General features: G+C 40.4%; 14 protein-coding genes and 1 pseudogene. 3 read left to right on the forward strand and 12 right to left on the reverse strand.

Annotated elements, in window-relative coordinates:
* Positions 1-53: 53 nt before the first annotated feature.
* From LC455_RS01260 to LC455_RS01310, 11 genes are all read right to left on the reverse strand, one after another.
* A complete protein-coding gene (locus LC455_RS01260) occupies positions 54-581 on the reverse strand; it encodes a hypothetical protein (protein ID WP_223587752.1) in 528 nt (175 codons plus the stop codon).
* A gap of 146 nt (positions 582-727) precedes the next feature.
* On the reverse strand, positions 728-2,923 hold the full coding sequence (locus LC455_RS01265; RefSeq protein ID WP_223587753.1) for a PKD domain-containing protein: 2,196 nt from the start codon (positions 2,921-2,923) through the stop codon (positions 728-730).
* Positions 2,924-2,985: 62 nt separating this feature from the next.
* Positions 2,986-7,419 (reverse strand): multicopper oxidase domain-containing protein, encoded by a 4,434-nt coding sequence (locus LC455_RS01270; RefSeq protein ID WP_223587754.1) that lies wholly within the window; start codon positions 7,417-7,419, stop codon positions 2,986-2,988.
* A gap of 143 nt (positions 7,420-7,562) precedes the next feature.
* The gene (locus LC455_RS01275) at positions 7,563-8,645 is read right to left on the reverse strand and encodes a copper resistance D family protein (protein ID WP_223587755.1); all 1,083 of its coding nucleotides are present in this window, start codon (positions 8,643-8,645) and stop codon (positions 7,563-7,565) included.
* Between the two features lie 6 nt (positions 8,646-8,651).
* Positions 8,652-9,221, reverse strand: a complete 570-nt coding sequence (locus LC455_RS01280) for a copper resistance CopC family protein (RefSeq protein ID WP_223587756.1) — start codon at positions 9,219-9,221, stop codon at positions 8,652-8,654.
* Between the two features lie 185 nt (positions 9,222-9,406).
* Complete coding sequence (locus tag LC455_RS01285; RefSeq protein ID WP_223587757.1) at positions 9,407-10,720, reverse strand: multicopper oxidase domain-containing protein; 1,314 nt, start codon at positions 10,718-10,720, stop codon at positions 9,407-9,409.
* Between the two features lie 54 nt (positions 10,721-10,774).
* Positions 10,775-12,298 carry a multicopper oxidase domain-containing protein gene (locus LC455_RS01290; protein ID WP_223587758.1) on the reverse strand — a complete coding sequence of 508 codons (1,524 nt, stop codon included), beginning with the start codon at positions 12,296-12,298 and terminating at the stop codon, positions 10,775-10,777.
* A 292-nt stretch (positions 12,299-12,590) separates the two neighbouring features.
* Positions 12,591-12,902: a YfjL-like protein gene (locus LC455_RS32050; protein ID WP_440446368.1), complete on the reverse strand. Its 312-nt coding sequence runs from the start codon at positions 12,900-12,902 to the stop codon at positions 12,591-12,593.
* 131 nt (positions 12,903-13,033) lie between these two features.
* The gene (copZ, locus tag LC455_RS01300; RefSeq protein WP_223587760.1) at positions 13,034-13,240 is read right to left on the reverse strand and encodes a copper chaperone CopZ; all 207 of its coding nucleotides are present in this window, start codon (positions 13,238-13,240) and stop codon (positions 13,034-13,036) included.
* Positions 13,241-13,253: 13 nt separating this feature from the next.
* The gene (locus LC455_RS01305; protein WP_223587761.1) at positions 13,254-13,589 is read right to left on the reverse strand and encodes a metal-sensitive transcriptional regulator; all 336 of its coding nucleotides are present in this window, start codon (positions 13,587-13,589) and stop codon (positions 13,254-13,256) included.
* A 235-nt stretch (positions 13,590-13,824) separates the two neighbouring features.
* On the reverse strand, positions 13,825-14,076 hold the full coding sequence (locus LC455_RS01310) for a hypothetical protein (protein ID WP_223587762.1): 252 nt from the start codon (positions 14,074-14,076) through the stop codon (positions 13,825-13,827).
* A 738-nt stretch (positions 14,077-14,814) separates the two neighbouring features.
* On the opposite strand from LC455_RS01310, the pseudogene LC455_RS01320 reads away from it, so the two are divergent.
* Positions 14,815-15,900 (forward strand): annotated as a pseudogene (locus LC455_RS01320) (metallophosphoesterase).
* A gap of 320 nt (positions 15,901-16,220) precedes the next feature.
* Here the strand turns inward: LC455_RS01320 and LC455_RS01325 are convergent.
* The gene (locus tag LC455_RS01325; protein ID WP_223587764.1) at positions 16,221-16,790 is read right to left on the reverse strand and encodes a DNA-3-methyladenine glycosylase I; all 570 of its coding nucleotides are present in this window, start codon (positions 16,788-16,790) and stop codon (positions 16,221-16,223) included.
* 238 nt (positions 16,791-17,028) lie between these two features.
* Between LC455_RS01325 and LC455_RS01330 the strand changes: the two genes are divergently transcribed.
* Together LC455_RS01330 and LC455_RS01335 are read left to right on the forward strand one after the other, a co-directional pair.
* Positions 17,029-17,877 (forward strand): MurR/RpiR family transcriptional regulator, encoded by an 849-nt coding sequence (locus tag LC455_RS01330; RefSeq protein WP_223588647.1) that lies wholly within the window; start codon positions 17,029-17,031, stop codon positions 17,875-17,877.
* A 134-nt stretch (positions 17,878-18,011) separates the two neighbouring features.
* The gene (locus tag LC455_RS01335) at positions 18,012-19,496 is read left to right on the forward strand and encodes an amino acid permease (protein ID WP_223587765.1); all 1,485 of its coding nucleotides are present in this window, start codon (positions 18,012-18,014) and stop codon (positions 19,494-19,496) included.
* The last annotated feature ends 59 nt before the right edge of the window (positions 19,497-19,555 follow it).

Raw genomic sequence — 19,555 nt, forward strand, 5'->3', positions numbered from 1 at the left:
GATTCTCGTTAATGAGATTCAGGGGCTTTTTGCTTAAGTATTTGGGTATTCCGTTATTTTTTGATGCTGTTTGTTAGGGATGTTATCACCCAGCCAACAGGAGCACCACCGACAGGATGGCTTAGGGTTCTACCCTCAATAGAAGATGCGGCATTATTATTAGCCAAAGTACCATCTAGTTTAAAATTATAGTAAATACTCCCACTATTAATATCTTTATCTTTAAAGCTAAATGTAAGTGCCTTATTAAATGCACCAATGAGTTGATTGGTTTCCATATCCATTACCCTGAATGCAAAATTCATCACTACCGTTTCTCCCGCTGGAGCTTTTGCTTGGAAAAAGTTATTATCCCCTTCAAGAACTTGAAAAGTCACATCATGAGAAAATGTCCCTTCTGGAATGGTAATTTTGATTCCAGAATGACTTATTTTTGCTGCTTCCCCTGCTTCAATTTTCTTTTCAGCCACTACTTTTGGAAATCCATTTTGCGTAAAATCAGTCGCTGCGAATGCCACCGCACCAAACAAAAGCACAGAAATTAATGATAATACTGTTACAAGGGTAAAACGAATTTTCATTAACTGACATCTCCTTCATTTATTCGAATTGGGCTTTCGTTAAAAGTTAACGAAATGTTCGCCTATACGGTTCGAAGAAAAAGAAAAAAAATTCCCATGCATTGAAAACTCAAGATTCTATGCATGGGAAAAAATATATTCAATTACTATTTACGTACTATAGAAACATTCTCTAACATACCACCAGAGCTTGATACGATCTTAAGAGTACTGCCCGCAACAAACGATGGACCTATATCCCTAAACCTGAATGCACCTAAAGTATCAACGTCAGCAGTTCCTAATACCTTCTCATTCTTATTTGGATCAACCAGATAAATAGTAACTTTAACACCAGGTCCAAATACATCAGAAGTGCCATCCAGCCTCCATGTCGAAATCCTCGTGCGGTATTCGGCAGGTTGTGCTGTTAACTTATCCTTGACCGTCGTTATCTGAACTGTTACTGGTGCGGACGTTCCCCCTTTTCCAGTTACGGTAAGACTAAACTCTAAAGTCGTAAATTGCTTTGGAAACTTAAACGTTGGTTTAGCAGGATTGGCTAAATCAAGGTTCACTTGAGGTCCTTGGGTTTGCTTCCAAGTGTACGTCAGTGCATCAGTCGAAGCACTGCCATCCAAGGTGACATCCGTTCCTTGGGCAACTTGTTGGTTAGGACCAACGATTGCCACAGGAAGCGGCGGCATCGCATCCTTTACGGTAACCTTTACTGTGCTCGTCGATTCTTCCCCTTTCGAATTTTTCAGCGTTAATTGGAAGTCAAGATCCCCCATTCCAGTCTGTGCAGTAAAACTTGTAACTAATTCATTTGGTTTTTCCAATACTACTTTTGGTTCTTGCGGGGATATTTGTTCCCAAACAATTTGGTCAAATGTCCCGGTAGATTTCGAACCATCAAGGGTTACCGTTTCTCCAGCAACGACCGTTATAGGGTCCCCGGCATTGGCCACAGGCGGGCTGGAAGCCTCACCAGTGACATCTACTGGAATTGTAACTGAACCCCCTGCTGTAGAATGGATTGTAAGGTCAGATGGTAAATAACTTGAATTTATCGTCAAACCATTTTCAGTTATAGTGCCTTCAAAGCCATCAACAGTGAGTGTCGGTTTATTCACCTTATCACTTGAATCGGCTTTCACGGTAATGGTAAAGGTTTGATCATTATAAGTTGCCGTTGCCTCCCCAGTTACTTTGTCAACAGGGACTTTAGTCTTTATAGAATTTGGTTTATCCGATACATTCGTAATGGTTAATTTCTTTGGTTTATCTCCTGTGAATGGAATTCGGGCAAAATACTTCCCCTTAGATCCCCTCATCCGAATTGACTTATCTTCCGCACCTTCTTGGGTTACATCAATCTTGTAAGCCTGATCTTCTTCTGTAAAAGCAAAAACATCTACCGTTCCACCATCAATAGGATTGCCCTCATTATCAAGATTGCGGCTATAGGTTGCTCTTACAACATCGACACCAGCTGTTGTGGCTTTTTTACCCATTAAACTAAATAGATCGGTTTTGATACAGTTCGCTTCAATTCCATCTGACCCGACACATTTATTGTCAGCGGCAGCATCAGCCCCTACTCCTACACCTTCAATCATGAAATAGTTTTTATAGCCGCCCTTAATTTTGTGGTCCACATTCGGATCTCCCACATAACCTTCAGGGGCGCCTTCATCCCATTCCAAAAAAGAACCAATTCGACTATTCATCGCTGCACTGAACCCACCCGAAAGACCGATATCTTCTACGAATCGAATTTCCCCATTTGCTGGGTCCTTATCATCTGCCGCAGTCGCCACTAATTCGTCCACACCATATGGGTGTGTGATTTTATATTTTTGGCCAGTCACTAGACCATCAATTCGGAAACGGACCCTGCCGAAGACGATCTGGTCACCATCTACTGGCAGCCCATTTCCGAAAGCTGCTTCCAAGGCAAATGTTCCAACTGCCCTGCCGTCATTAGGCAGGTTGTCAATCACCGAGCCTGCTAACTGATAAAAGGCTTCTTCGGGAAAATTATTATTTTTTAAAGAAATTGGTGCATCTGGATTCGGAATCTCTTCCGGTAATAATGCACAATAAGGATCATTTACATCAAGACAAAGCTGTAGTCTAGTATCATCGTCTTTATACCAGACAGGAAAACCATTATCTTGATCGATTGGCCCAACTTTGGTCAATTTAAAAGTAGGTTTCTCAATTGTATCAGCTTCTGCCCAGAAGATTCCTCCACTAAGCAGGACTAGAGCAGACAATATCATAATAAATAGTCGTTTTAAGGGATTTCGTTTCCGCTTAATTTTTTTACTGGAATGAATATTTTTTCTAGGTTCCAACCCTAACCGCCCACCTTTACAATGGAAATATTGTTAAGAAAAATTACTTCAACATGGGGAAATCAAATAATCTTATCTCTTACTTCAACTGATTTACTGAAACCTGGATATTCTTTTCCAATCTTATTAATCTCGATTCTTGCATTTTGAAACAGAGGATCTAGGAAACTCAAATCCTCATTTTTTATCTCCAGATATTCGTTAGGCTGCATGATCTTATAGCTAAATATGTGACCAGTTTTATTGAGCTCTTCCTTTTTACTCCATATGGTTTTTACTCTGGATAGACTGATCATTATTTCCTTGCTATATGGCGATTCATTTCCATAACGGTCAACCGCGGTAACGGCATAATAATAATTTTTCGGCGACAGCGGATCTGTTTCAGCAAATGAATTCGTATTAATACTCTCTCTATTAACCTTCTTAAAATCCTTTTCAAGAATCGCTTTCCGATAGATGTTGTAACCAATAATATCTTTGCTTATCGAGATATCCCAAACAATAGTTTTCGATTGTTTCCCTTCTCTTACATTTAGAGGTGGGCTAGGCTGTCGGTCAGGAAGCGAGAGCAATTGGCTTTTCGGCTTGTCATGAATGCGGAGAATTCCCCATAAGCCGCCTTCTAAATATCGTCTCAGTTTCATCTCGCGATAGAGATAATCACCTGCCGGATTTAGGTAACCTTCTTTTTGAATCGGGATAATATCCAGTGATTCTCCGGTTGTCAGCGAACCTTGACTCGATACAAGCTTGGAATTAGGATCGGTCCACTGATAATGCCATCGATTGCTATGGAGCGTAAAGACGCTTCCTCTTGAACGGTCAGCTGTCTGCATTACTCTTAATCGAATTGGGTCCCCTACATAGCCTTCTGGAATCGGAGTTGAAGGGTCACCATGAATAACCGAGCTGAACACGAGTGATTTATCTAGGTTGGCAGCCAGACGATGTTTAAACGGCTCAGAGCTATAATTGATCCCCTTTTCACCACGGTCTTCCATATCTGCATGTTCTCCCGTTTTTGGATCTACTTCACCCGGTGTTGGCGCACTGCCATCTTTTCCGATTGTAAAAAGTCCATCTGAAAACATAAGCGCCTGTTCCCTGAAATCGGGTTTATCAGGGAGGAGGATATCAGCACGAGCGCCGGATAATAAGGTTTTCCCGGTCATCGGATCTCTGTACTGAGAACCCTTCGGTTCTATGATGAGCGACCCATAGGCGCCGTGCAATCGATGGCTGCGAATGTCTCCATAATCATAAAGGATCGTGCCCCCGTATTCTTTGTCTGCAAACCAATTATAGGTAATCGATTCTCCAGGACCGATGGTTTGATCATAGTTATAGCCTATGGTTGCACCATCCGACCCCTGGACATCGTATTGGACCATTTGCGGGTGAAGGGAAACACGGTTTGAATTTTTCCAATATACCTGCCCTGCCATTAGCAAGTCTGGGTCATTCCTATTTACTGGAGGTTTAAAAGGCAAATTATTTTTCAACGTCACTTGAATGCATTCACCTTCATTAGCCCGGATGACAAGGGGCTCGCCACTTTTTTGGCCTTTTAGAATGGCGGAAACATCTTGAGTTAACGCAAACATGATTCCAAATGGATCATGGTCCCCCGCTTTGTTATACTGAATATCCTTCATAAAAGCAGTCACATCAAATTTTTTCACCGGCGCCGAAGGCGGGCATGGATTGCCGGTACTCTTCGGTTTTATCGGATTACGATTGGTTTTTTTCATTTGTTTCACTTTTTCTGGTTCTGTTTTCGTTTTCAATACTAGACGGTCCGGCAGGCTCTTCAAGCCGGCATTTTGCTCACCCCAAACTCTCACAAAACCCCATAATCCGCTCCATAAATCCTCGATTGGCTGCGATGACCATAAATAATCCCGTTGTTTGACTCCGACTGGATTCGGCTGAATATCCATGGAGAACTGTTCTGACATTCCAATCGATTGGGTAGATGTTATCTCTGAGTCCTTGTTTCCCGATTCTTTTTTCCAATTCAATCCGTGAACATTAAAGTTATGCTGCGTTTCATGGGCGCCTTGAATTAACCGGATTTTAATCGGATCGCCAGGGTAGGCTTCAATAATAGGTGTTTGCGGGTCACCATGAACCCAAGAACTGAATACATAAGCTGGATCCGCATTATTTCTCCTAAAGAATGGCTCGTTCGAGTAATTGACCGCGGCATACCCATGGGCTTTATATACTTCCGAAGGATCTGCCTCTAATGGAAGTAATTTTCCGTTTTTATCCCACATCCGGGCAAAATCGTGATATAAGAGGACCTGCTCACGAAAATCCTCTTTATTAGGCGGGACAATCATGGCTTCCGTTCCTGATTGAATTTCCAGTCCTGTCTTGGGATTGAGCCATTTTGAGCCTTTTGGTTCTACTATTAATGCCCCGAACGTCCCATGAAAGCCTTTTTCGCCAGCCGACATATGGTCATGGAAGAAAATATTCCCCTCTTCATCGGCGTACCAGCGATAACGAATTTTTTCACCTGGTAGAACACCTTGATTATAGTTCCAGCCGACCGCTGTTCCATCTGACCCAAGCGGATCAAAGCCAACAAAATGGATATGGATTGAAAGCCTGTTAGGCTCTTTTGCCTTATACAAATGGTTTTCCAATGTCACTTCGACGCAGTCCCCTTCATTGGCGCGAATAACCAGTGGGCGAGGCCTCAAGGTTCCGTTTAAGATCTTGGCCTCATCTTCTGCGAGGACATACATCCTGCCTTCCTTGTCATGATCTCCCGCGTTATTGTAGACAATGTCCGTTTCAATCCCTACAATGTTATATTTTCGAACGGGAGCATTCTTTGGACAGCGGTCAAAATTGGGCGCCCCTGGAACCAAAGCCCCTAATGCTGCTTTTTCACCCTCTGTTGGCGGACGCAACTCAGGATCCGGAGGCTTTGGAGCTTGTTTCCCTAATTCTCCCGGAATGTATTTCGGAAATCCTGGGTTCGCTTCGGTTGGACTTTCTGGAGCCTTTCTATCCTTAAGCGGCAATAAATCAGGTTGTAATTTATCAAAAACCCTTAACAGTCCCCACATTCCTTGTAAATAATGAGGAAACAAATGACAATGCCATAAATAATCACCTGGTGCCCCTTTACCATCCTGAATATAGCCGGCATTATTGGTCAAATCGAGCGTTTCGGCACTCCCGATATTCAGGGTTTCTGAGTCCACCGTATTTGTCTTTTTCGTTTCACTTTTCCAGCGGTGCCCATGGAGATGGAACACATGGTTTTCATCTTGATTGGCACCAATTATTCTAAATTTAATCGGATCACCAATGTAGGCAGGGGTAATTGGGGTTGCAGGATCCCCATATACCCATGAAGAATAGAACATCGTCGCATCTTTTCCATCTTCGGTTAAAGCGTTTTGCATTCGTTCATCTAATGGCTCAGCTCGGTAATTAACCGCATAAAGTTCTTTTTCAATACCATTCACTTCCTGTCCATCTCCATCTGGCGGCTCTGGAATAGGGTTTTCTTCCTCTTGCGGTTTAGGTGGAGGCGGTGCGGTGCTGCCGGCGATTGCGTCAACACCATCATGGAAAAATAAAGCATATTCTCGAAAATCCGGTTGATTAGGGAGTTCAATATTAGCGTATAGTCCGCTCTTTATCTCTTCCCCGGTTTGCAGGTCCGTCCATTTGGCTCCTTCTGGTTCAACAATTAATGCACCGAATAAGCCATCTCCCATAGTTCCTTTACCATGGGCAGGGTCCGTAAAATAAGTAAAGTCTGCACCATTGGAAAAAAGGAACGTACCTTCTTCATCGGCATTCCAGTGGTAGTGAATTTCTGTGTTTGGCGCGGCGGTGGAATCGGGATTATATCCTGCGGCCGTACCATCCGATCCCTTAACGTCATAGCCCACTCCTTGAATATGAATCGAGGCCTTCTCTTTTAACTTATTGGTAAAAGCAACCTCAATACAATCACCCTTATTCGCCCGAATGGTAAGCGGCTGCACTTCTTTGACCGGTTTGCCTGGATTCCTGGCAATCGAGTTTTGTATTTCATCAGCCTCTTCTTTTAAGGCATAAATCTTGGCATCTGGATCATGGTCACCAAATTTGTTGTAAACCATATCTATATTAAGAGCAACTATTTCGAAATAACGAACACGTGAGGCTGGCTCGCATTTATTTTGTAAATTATTTGTCAGTTCAGTTAAGGTTGGGGTTCCCCCCTGAGTAGCTTTTGTTCGTAAAATGGTATAGTTTTGTTTGTTCGATTGCGATGGATCATGGTGGTTGGATGAAGAGACCTCGGCACTTGAAAGACTTTGATTGGTGGCCGCCACCATCTCTGGTGCCTTGCCAGACTTCTCAAGGGCAAGCTTTTGCGGCGGCTGAGATGATTTCATGATGATACCTACAGATATTGCAGAAATGGTCATTAAAATAATTAAGCTAAAAACAAGTATAAACAGTGACTTTTTATTCAAAATTTGACCACTTCACCTTCTATTAATATGATAAAAGTTTCCCAATAAGCAGTTTAAAATTAATAGCATAAATAACTGATTAAAACACTACAAAAATTTATATGTTTAGGACTTATCTAATATTACTTTTATCATCCTTTCGCCTATATTGTTATTGTTACAGAGTACATTAGTCCTAAATATATTGTGAGTATAAAACTAATAGCAAAAACAATAGCAAAGGCGACACTCGTTTTTTTAAAGCTTAAAAGGATAAGGGATAAAAATAGCAATGAGATCAGCATCAATATTGCTGATGGAACGGTTGGTGCAAGTTCTACTTTGCTGAAGGGAATTATATTTTTTGCCAGAAGCCAATCCATCCAGGTTGGTTTCGCCGCTGTAGAAAAACCACTGGACACTTCATACGGAGGGGATAAAGTTCCTAATACCCCGGTGCAAAAAAACACAATCATTAAAATAATACTTTCAGCTCTTAACCATGTTCGAGGATTGAAGTTTGACAGTTTCGTAGATTTTTTGGATAGAAAGCCGTTTATGAAGGCAAAAGCCAAGACAGGAATAATGCTGATGTGTTTCAAAAGTAACATTCTTCCGTATGGTACCTGCCAACTGTTTAAATATTGCCCGCTTTTCATTACAAAAAACATGAGGAAAAATCCACTAATGACAATGATGATGAAACATCCCATGGCAAGTGGTGTGAACCAGCGTAAAAAGTTGGGCCATTTATCACGATCCCGAGAAAACCAGCCAACATTTAGTAATAACCCCACCCATATCGTCATCGCGAGAAAATGGATTGTATGGGCTAATATTCCTGGCCAGAAAGCTAGGGATGCTGCATGACCAGCATTACCAATTGCAAAAATCATTAATAGCAGCCACTGCGCCCGAAAAAATTTAGAACCATTTACATAAATGGTTACCCATAAAAACAGCGAAAAAAGACATAAAAAGATCCACGCCCGGCCAATTTGAAAGCCGGTAATGACAGAAACTGTGGCAGATAGTAAGCCAAAACTGTTTTTATAATAAAGGACAGCTTGTAAAATTGGGGCAAACGTACAAACGATAATTCCAAGCGTGCAAAGCAGCAAAACAGGTTTAGAAATAAAAGTGGAAGGTATTTTGTTTTCCGGAACAAACAGCAGTACAACATGCCCTGCCAATAAAGAAAATAATATATACTGGCCAAATTCAGTAAAGGGAATTAGGTAGCTCATTTAGGCTCACTTCTTTCTAAATGACAAAATTACTGCCAAACCTAGGATGACTAAAAAGCCGATAATTAACATAACAATCATCCAATTTGAATTCTTTTCCTGTGGCTCTAAACTGCTTTTTTCTAATTTTTCCTCATTGTTAGTAACGGCAGGCATGATTGGGTTGTCCTCATCAAGGGTGATCTCCTCTTGATTAGCAGTCAGTGCATTCTTGCTCTGATTGACTTGCTCCCTTTGAACCTGAAAATTTATTTCACCTGTGATTGGATGTCCATCATTTCCTGCAATATTCCATTGAATACGATATGACCCATTTTCCAACGGTTCTGGTAATATCCCTTTCATTGTTGCCCCTTGGATTTGAACCTGATTAAAAGGAATTTCCGTACTATCCCTTAGGAGTTTCATAGTACTAAGATTTTCAATTTTTTCCGCAAAGCTTAGCGTAATCTCTTTAAGCTCGTCAGAAATAATAACTCCTTCGGCCGGGGTGGAAGCTGTTAGCTGCGTATGCGCACTCGCAATACATGGGATCAACAAAAAGGCAGTGAATAATAATAAGATTAACTTGCCCAAAAATGTACCCCCTTCTTTTTTCCTAGTAATTTAGAAATATTATCTATTTTAATTCTCACAATCTTTTACAAATCCTCTTTAAATTAGAAAATTCTGATAAAAAGATTTATTCAAGATAGGAAATAACTAGTACAAATGTCCTTTAAAAAAGCCCCCCTTTCGCCTGGGAGGCTGTCTGTCAATTTTTACTTAATTGTAATCGGAATCCTGCCATTTAAAAGAAAAGCATCGCTTAAATGATGTCTATATTCTACTTGAGCAAAGGTGTTCATTGGTTTTTCTGTCCTGAATAACACATCACACCTTTGTGCCGTACTCATCTCAAACGGAGTACCTGCCTTAAGCGTGTAAGGATGATTATATTTACCATACGGAGGAACACCGAAGGAACGTCCATCACAGGCAATCACGACGACATCCACCGGGAACGTGATATTGATTTTCACATATGCGGCACATAGCATCCGAACTAGGACTGTCTGGTTGATCTTTGCATTGATGGAAACCTGCATTCCCTCAACTCCGCTATTATAGGCGGCCGGTACGGTCACACCAGAGCGCATAGTCGCAGTCCCCCCAACACGGCCAGGGAAATATTCACCGGTAACTACAAAATAATCTGGATTGTAATCATTAAAGGCAAAGAAATTGTACTTTCCAGAGTCATTAAAGTGAAATTCATCATTGATACCAGGCTCATCCCCATGCTCAGGGAAGGTCTGGTGTGCATCCTGTGCCTGTTCACGCCAGATGGAATCAATGTCGTCAATGACCCATAAGGCCTCGACATCATATGGAACCGTCATCGCATGTGGATCACCGCTTTCAAGACTGCCGCCAATAAATCCAGGGAATTTCGGGAAATTTGTAAGATTCGCGGCTGTCCGGCGTGGGTAACCACCTACATTTTTCCCATCTGTAGGATCATACGCATCTGGCGGCTCAATAATAAGAAAACCATATAAGCCATATTCAAAATGCTGAAGGGTGTTCCTATGGCAATGGTAAAAGTAACTGCCAATATGATTCGGCTGCCATTGATAGGCGTAGTCCCCTATCTCCATAGAGCAGTGCCCCACCCCATCATTCATTGCAGTTGGTTCAATGCCATGCCAATGAACCGTATGCGGCGGCTGCCCATGTCCTTTAACCTGGCTATGAAAAACAACACCACGGGGAACACGGATTGTTGGGCCTGGAAAGATCCCCTCTGCTGCTTCCGGTACATCGGGATTGGCAATAAGAAAGAATTCCAGTTTCTTTCCATCCCACGTTTTTAAATCCGTGCCATGCATCAAATCAACCCTTTGCGTATTCGGAATCAGCATGGAGGCACCCGGAATATTTGCAGCAACAAAGGCAGGTACAGGATTTGTCGGCGCTAAAAGCTCCGGCGTGGGCGGACTGGCTTTTGGTGGATTGAATGATTTTACCCAGCTGGCCTCATGGCCTTTTACTGACCTGCGTGGGATTTGATAACCTGGTTTAGATGATGACATAGCATTTCTCCTTTGGCCATTCAAAAATATTTTTCTAGAGTATGATTCTTTTTCCTAGTTTCCATGTAATTGGTGTTCATTCTTTACGGGATTGGTGTTAGTTGGGTTATTAATTATCTGCGTTCTTGCATTTGTGTTTGTGCTATTGGATGTCATGGTATGGGATCCATCCATGCCCATTTGTGGGCCTGCAGCCCCCCCAGTTTCTTTCGGACCATGATAGGTTGGAGCATTCGGAAAAGTCGTTACTCCTCCTGGTGTATTCCGATCTCCAATAAAATGAATTCCACTCATCATTCCCAGACCGTAGTTACCGCCCTGCGAAGATTGGCTTGCTTCCGAGTGGTCATGCATTGGATAACAAATTGGTGAAAGTTGAACAGCGAGATCATAATCACCGACCTTTTCACCAATGTCTGGCATGTGTATGTTTATTTCCTCCGTTGGTGGCCATACCGGGTGAGGGGTAGAACCGACAATCCTTGGATTCGGGATGGACATTAACGGTTTATCAGGAAGCCCTATTCCACGCTCATTCGGAACATCAGGCGGACGAATAAACGGAACGGCCCATTCATATATCTCCAGCGGATCAACCGTTAAAGTGTCCATCCAAATCGGATTCTCTTGAACAACGCCATTTACCCCAATTCGGTAGACGTGGTTTGCATGAATGTGTAAAGAATGCATGGACAGCCCTGCATTTAAAATCCTGACTACAACTGGTTCTCCAACCCTATGGTTCGGGGTAATATAAGGATTATGGGCGGCAAACCAGCCTGAATGTCCATTAATTGTGAAGAATTCAGGTTTTTTGTTTAATCCATCCGGCCTGTACCGGTCATATTGAAATGCTTTCATGAACTGGGCTGCCGGATAATCTTTTCCAGGTGTATATTTCCCTACCTCTTCAAACAAACGGGAGCTTGCCTCATGAAGCACCCAAACATATTGTCTAAATGCGGGGGTATGGGTGGCATCATCCCCTTGCTCCCATGCTAATCCTGGGAAATGTTCAGTTGAACCAAAATCATCAAATAGCTGTTGGACAAAAGGAGTTGGATTAGTATATGGGGTGAATCGATGTCCGCTTACTGCCTTACTTGGCATGACTACTAATGCCCCGTGAAGTCCCATCACCCGGTTCACAGGGGCGTTTAAATTGTCGTAATATAAATAACTCCCCGCTGTTTGTGGGGTAAATTCGATTGTTTTTGTTTCTCCTGGTCGAATAGGTCCACTATCTACCAATCCGCTTATGTAAAACGCATGAGGTTCATCGAGGGAATTGGTTAGTGTAACTTTTACTGTAGTGCCAGCCGTTGTAAAAATATGAGGACCTGGAACCTCTGCTGGGAAAGTTTTCTCTTTATAGAACCAAAAGTAACATTGTGCCTTGTTTATTGAATTGTGTGTTGCCATATCCTTTACGGCATCCGTTATGGTAAAATTAAGTTCTTGTACTTGTTTTGCAGTGGCTAGCAGCGGGTTTTTGGAGATCCATGACGGCATGACGCTCCCTACAATTAATGATGCAATGCCGCCCCCCGCATACTTTACAAAATCTCTTCTCTTCATGTTTTCCTCCTTTACGCACATTAAAGATCAGATTTTTTTCTTTTCCTCATGGTGGACTATGGCCGTCATCAGGAAGGTCAAACCTCCCTATCAAAAAATACTCCAAAAGGACCATTCCGACTCCTGGAGTGTAAACTTCCTTTTCTATTCTTGGGTTTTTTTTCTATTTGACGGTACTTTATAACTATTCAGTGCTACTTGGGAAAATTCCTAATTTAATTTCGAAAGTTTTATAGGCTTATTTTACTATTTTTAAAAATAGAATGACCCCGGTTTTATTCACCAGGGTCATTTATTTTACTTTATAATAGGTATCTGAATAGCCTTCTTTCGAATTTGGAGATTGTTCGACCAGGAATAGGAGTTGGGATTGTTTTCGTGGATAAGCATAGGCCTGATAGGTTTCACTTAAAAAGTTATATCTAGTCTTCTTTATGGCAAAATCATGATGGTATTTTTTTTCTAAATATTTTTCCATATTCATCTCTTGTTGTTGTTTCTCCCATGGTGTTCCATAAAATTGTGAGTATACGTAAAAGCTAAATCCGAGTAATAGCAAGGATACCAACCATAAAATTATTTTTGTGGCCTTAATATACCCCACCTCACAATTATCTGAATATTTAAAATATAGTATTCGACGTTTTTTTGAATTATTCCTTCCAACCTGGCATTAGGACTGACATAAATATTCAAAAAAAAAAACGAACCCACCGGTTCGTTTTTTTGTTATCTTTATTTAACATCGTATCCTTGATCATCAATAGTTTCTTTAATAGTGTTTATGGATACGACATTCGCGTCAAATTCTACATCTACTTGGCCCTTGTCAAGTTTAACTGCCACTTTTTTAACTCCTTGAAGAGCTCCGACGCTGCCCTCTACGGCTTTCACACAATGACCACAAGACATTCCGCTGACATTTAACGTTACATTTTCCATTTTGATTCCTCCATTATTTTTTCATTAATTTTTGGATTGTTGTCAAGACCTCATCCAAAACCTCATAATCCCCATCTTGGATTCGCTCCACGACACAGCTTTTCATATGTCCTTCAAGTAATACCTTGGCAACACTATTTAGTGCCGATTGGGTGGCGGAAATTTGGTTGATTACGTCATCACAGTACGTATCTTTCTCGATAAGTCCCTTAATACCGCGAATTTGACCTTCAATCCGGTTTAACCTTGTAATCAGATTGTTCTTTACTTTATCTGAATGGTGGCTTTTCCGATGGCTCCCTTCAGGTTCACAGCAGGATTCTTCTTCTTTGCCAAGTTCTAAAGACATCAAGACCGCCTCCTTTTTCGTCATTATATCATACCCCGGTACCGTAATTCGATGAAGATGGTGTGACATTGTCTATCCGAATCCATTATATTACTTTATTTCTATCGCATGCCTGAGATCGATTCCCTTTTACTAAAGTTTAACTCTTTGGAATCTAAGTGCATTTAAGACTACAGAAAAAATCAACAATGAGCTTTACTCAGCCAAAATAAAAAAAGAGCTAACAGATAGCTCTTTACCTCTTCATAACCCCCACAATTATCGCACCGATAATGGCCCCTATTGTGGCAGAGCCAAGAATCATAAAATAGATAAGGTCTCCTAATGCTGACATCTCTGGCCCTGGAAAGATCCACGCTTTAATTCCCATAATGAAGGTACCAATTAGAAATAGAAGGGCAGGAATCCATTTCGCCCATTTGGACTTAAATTTCATCAAGAGGAATGGTAAGAGAAGTCCAAAAAGAAAAATTATAAAAAGGAACATACGCTTTCTTCCTTTCAGTTGATGATTTATTTCTTACTATATTAGACGTTCTTATGATTTGACTGTTTCATTATTCAAGATTGTCCAAATACCCAATTTTTACAATACATGCTCTTAAAGGAAGGATTTGGTTCAATCTTTAAGCATCCACGAGGTATTTTATTGAGATTCCATCTCAGTCCAATATCCCCCGCCTGACCCCCTTATATCGACTTTGTGCATTCAAAATCTGAATGCTAAGATTAAAACTGTGCACTACAAATAATCGCTCAAAGCGAAATTAACCGGAGGGATTCGTTATTCATTATTTAAAGCTGAATTACACAAATGAAATGGAAAAAGCGATGATGAAAGCCCATGGAGTTTGTTACGAGGTTTATCGGAGGAACCATCGAGTCAGGATGAAGGTTGAACAACGAAGAGAGCGAGAGCATCAAAAATACCAGCGAATGCTTACAGAATTAGACCGGAAATTACACATAAACTATATTGAAAAAAGGGCAAACGGGATTACATTTTGATGGTCTAAGTAACCAAAAGAAGACTTAAACATAAACAAGGGTCACGTAGAAAACTTCTACGTGACCCAATTATTTTTGCTTCCCAATACCCTAGTGTAGATTAATTGACTTCAAAAAACGTTCATGCAATACTTGAACTACATTTCAGGTATTTATGCCTAATGAAACCTAAATAAGGGAGTTTTTTATGAATCAACGGATCATAAGTTTTACGCTAATGATTACTCTCTATTCAGCGTTAACGTTTTATATTGGCTGAAATGGATAGGTTTGGCTACATTCTGCATTTGGACTACAGGACAAATGGATTTATGGATTCATTGTTGGACTAATATCATTTTCCTACCTTATTGGTTATTTTCTGAAAAAAATGGCCATTTTTAAAGTAGTGGGTGCTTATTGGTTTGGCTTCCTTCAATACGCTGTCCTTTTCCTTCCACTTGCGAACCTTGTTGGGTTGATTTTGATATTTTTCAATTTTCCTTCACTTGCTGTCGTTAATTGGATAGGAAGTATCGTATTTTCGGCATTTCTTATTGTGTTTATTTATGGCAGCTATAACGCATACAGCCCGATTGTTCGTAAGTTTTCTATTTCCATTCCAAATCAAACAAGTAATCTTTCGAATCTTAGAATCGCGATGGCATCCGATATGCATTTTGGCAGATTGTCAGGTTTAGAGCATGCCAGGAGGCTTGTTCGCGAAGTGAACTCCCTTAATCCCGATATCATATTATTGCCGGGTGACATCATTGACGATGACCCTGAGCCATTTATCCAAAAGAAAATGGGAGATGTATTGAAGCTGCTATCTGCTCCATTAGGCGTATATGGAGTTCTAGGAAATCATGAATATTATGGAGGAGGAATTCCACGGTTTTTGCAGGAAATGGAACAGATCGGTATTACTATATTACTAGATGAAGTAATCACAATTGCTGACAGCTTTTATTTAGCAGGCCGGAAAGACAAAACCGATCGTAATCGAATGTCTATTTCTGACTTATTATCTGATACACTTAATACACTTCCGATCCTTATGATGGATCATCAACCATCGGATCTCATTCAGGCAGAGAAAAATCAAGTCGACCTTCTAATGTCAGGGCATACTCATCGTGGACAATTGGCCCCAAACCATCTGATAACAAGAAGAATGTTTGAAGTAGACTGGGGTTATTTGAAGAAAAATCAGCTCCATACGATTGTGTCATCAGGCTTTGGTTTTTGGGGTCCCCCGCTTCGAATTGGCAGCCGTTCTGAAATTATTCAAATTGATGTATCCTTTAAGGAGGCAAAATAAATTGCCATTTGAAAATATCTAATAATTTTTTCATTTTTCTGATATTTTTTCTCGCATTCTTTACTTTCCATCATATATAATAGATAAAATAACATTTTTGAAAGGTGTTGGTTAATTTGGCAAATCATTCTGAATCAAAAAAAATCTCGGTTAATTCTACAATTTCTTTAAAAGGAATTGTTAAGGCCATATTTAACGATACCATTCATGTTCAAATTGGTGGGAAAATTATTACACTGCCATCTTCAGATTTCCTTTTGGAAAACAAGTTAAGTAAATAGATAAAAGGCGATATCTCCTCACAGAGATTATCGCCTTTTTTACTTCGTTAGTGCTGTTTTTTGATAACACTCACACGATATGATATGATCATTTACCATTCCAACAGCCTGCATAAACGCATAACAAATTGTAGTGCCGACAAATTTAAAACCTCGTTTTTTTAAATCCTTGCTTAATTTGTCGCTGATTTCCGTGGATGCAGGGACATCTTTTAATTCCTTAAAGTGATTTTGAATTGGTTTGCCACCTACAAAAGACCAGATATACTGACTGAAGGAGCCAAATTCCTCTACGATCTTCAAATACGCTTTTGCGTTCGTAATTACCGCATTGATTTTCAGCTTATTTCTAACTATTCCTTCATTCAGTAAAAGCTCCTCAATCTTTTTTTCATCATATGTAATAATTTTTTCTGCTTCAAAATGATCAAAAGCCTTTCGATAATTCTCCCGCTTTTTCAAAATCGTATACCAGCTTAGACCAGCCTGAGCTCCCTCAAGATTTAAATACTCAAACAGCAAACGGTCATCATAGACAGGCACTCCCCATTCCTCGTCATGATAATGGATATATAATGGATCCTTATTTACCCAGCCACACCGATTCAAATTTTCCACTTCCCTATTTGTTTAATTCCTTCTATTATCATTGATTTCCCCGTTATTATCTAGTCCGAAATCTGCAGACTGATAAATTCCATTTTCTTATGTTAATCAAAATAATCTAAAAAATAAAAATACTCCTTCTCATTTTAACTAACTTATGATAGTGTATATAACAGAAAAAGGATTGACTGCACCAAAGAAAATAAATGAAGGATTTCCTTCATTTGGAAAGGACGGAAGAATGGAAAGGGACTCTTTTCAACAATTGGTTCGGAATAAGTTCTCCGACTTATCAGCAGGTCAAAAAAAAGTGGCCAAATATCTGAGTGAAAACCTCAATCAAGCGGCCTTCAAAACGGCCTTTCAGATTGGCCGGCAGGCAGCCGTAAGTGAAACCACCGTAATACGATTATCTTATGCATTAGGATTTGAGGGTTTTAGCGAAATGCAAACGACGATTCAACAAGGGCTCCTTCAGGATAATCAAGCAGATTCTGAAAATAGTAACCGCTTGCCTTTCAGATACAGCGACCCGTTTAAAAGAGTAATTTTAAACGAAATCCAACTCTTAAAGCAATTAATTAATCGAACAAATGTCGAAGAAATTTGGAAAGCCGTTGATACCATTATCAAGGCAGATCAAGTATTAATTGCCGGACATATGCTTTCCCATGCTGCTGCCTACTGGTTTTCCTATATGCTCAGCTCCATTAGAGATCATGTAACATTGTGTTCACCAACTGGAGAATTTCTAGAAAAATTTTCAAACCTTACGAAGGACTCAGTAGTGGTCGTTTTTTCCTTTCCGAGATACTCCAATGACACTATTAAATTAGCTGAATACGTAGCTGAAAATGATATATGTTTAATTGCCGTAACCGATCGCCTGCTTTCTCCTGTTGGAAGAATTGCAAATATTGTCCTAACCACAGAGGAGAATGCCCAAACTGGCAGCAATTCAATCGCATCAGTTATCAGCTTAGTAGATTTGATTATTGAAGGGATCCACGAAAAAGACCAGGAACGGGTCCAAAACCATCAACAAAAATTAGAAAAAATGTATACCAGCTTAAATGTTTTCAATGAATAAGTGTAACCGAAATTATTGTAAACGCTATCACTCATGAGTTTGGTGAAACATTGAGTGTGAAGATTTTCAATTAACATCTACCGATCTATCATTTAAACTAGCTATTATTATTTCATTATAAAAGAGGTGTATCTATGCAAAATTCTGCACGTAAATCTGACGTTGTTGTACAATCCTCCTTACCAGAAAAAGAGCATTTAGAGCGTAAGCTTAAAACAAGACATTTAACGATGATCGCCATTGGCGGAACAATTGGAACCGGTCTGTTTTTAGCAAGTGGGACGACCATTCATGATGCCGGTCCTGGCGGTGCTTTAGCTGCTTATCTTATCGCAGGGATTATGGTTTATTTCTTAATGACAAGCCTTGCAGAGATGGCTGCATTTATTCCTATTTCTGGTTCATTTAGTACATATACTGCCAGATTTGTCGACCCTGCTTTAGGTTTTGCTGTTGGTTGGAACTATTGGTATAACAACGCGATCATTCTTGCACTTGAATTGTCAGCTTCAGCTTTAATTATGAAATACTGGCTGCCGGATGTTCCAGGAATCGTCTGGAGTGCCCTATTCCTTGCCCTTATTTTTGGTCTTAATGTATTATCTGTAAAAGGCTATGGGGAATCAGAATTTTGGTTTTCCTTTATCAAAGTGGCAACTATCATCATTTTTATCGCTGTCGGTTTATTGATGATTTTTGGAATTATGAATGGCCACACTGGCGGTTTTGACAACTTCACGAAAGGTGAGGCTCCATTTAAAGGAGGTCTAATGTCGATTTTCAGTGTCTTCATGGTTGTGGGATTTGCATTCCAAGGAACGGAAATGGTTGGGGTTGCAGCTGGGGAAAGTGAAAACCCAGAGAAAAATATCCCTAAAGCGATTAAGCAAATCTTCTGGCGCATTCTATTGTTTTATGTCTTAGCCATTTTCATTATTGGTGCATTAATCAGCTATAAGGATCCGAATCTATTAGGCGGAGATCTTGATAATATTGCCGTTAGTCCGTTCACACTTGTATTTAAGCATGCAGGACTTGCATTTGCGGCGGCAGCTATGAATGCTGTCATTCTTACTTCTGTATTATCTGCCGGAAACTCATCTCTATATGTTGGATCACGTGTTCTATGGGTATTGGCGGAGGAAGGTAAAGCTCCAGCCTTTTTGAAAAAAGTAAATAAAGGCGGCGTACCAGTAAATGCTTTATATATTACGACATTAGTTGGTATGCTTTGCTTCCTGACTTCCCTATTTGGTGACGGTACCGTTTATTCTTGGTTATTGAATGCGGCAGGCTTAGCTGGATATCTCTCTTGGTTAAGTATTTCCATCACTCATTTCCGCTTCCGAAAAGCCTTTGTCGCTCAAGGCAGAGATTTTAAGGAACTGCCATATTTAGCAAAATGGTTCCCATTAGGCCCAATTTTAGCAACAGTGTTATGTTTAATTGCCATGCTCGGAACCAATTATGGAGCCTTTATCGGCGCTAAGATTGACTGGTATGGAATTGCTGTTTCCTATATTGGACTGCCACTATTTATATTGGGTTATTTAGGCTATAAAATAACTAAAAAGTCAAAAGTGGTACCATTAAAAGAAGCCGATTTTAGCAGAGAATAATTTTTAAAATCAAGCAGCCAGGCTATCAGCCTGGCTGTTTACTTTTTAAATCGATAAGC

The organism is Neobacillus bataviensis, from assembly GCF_019969725.1.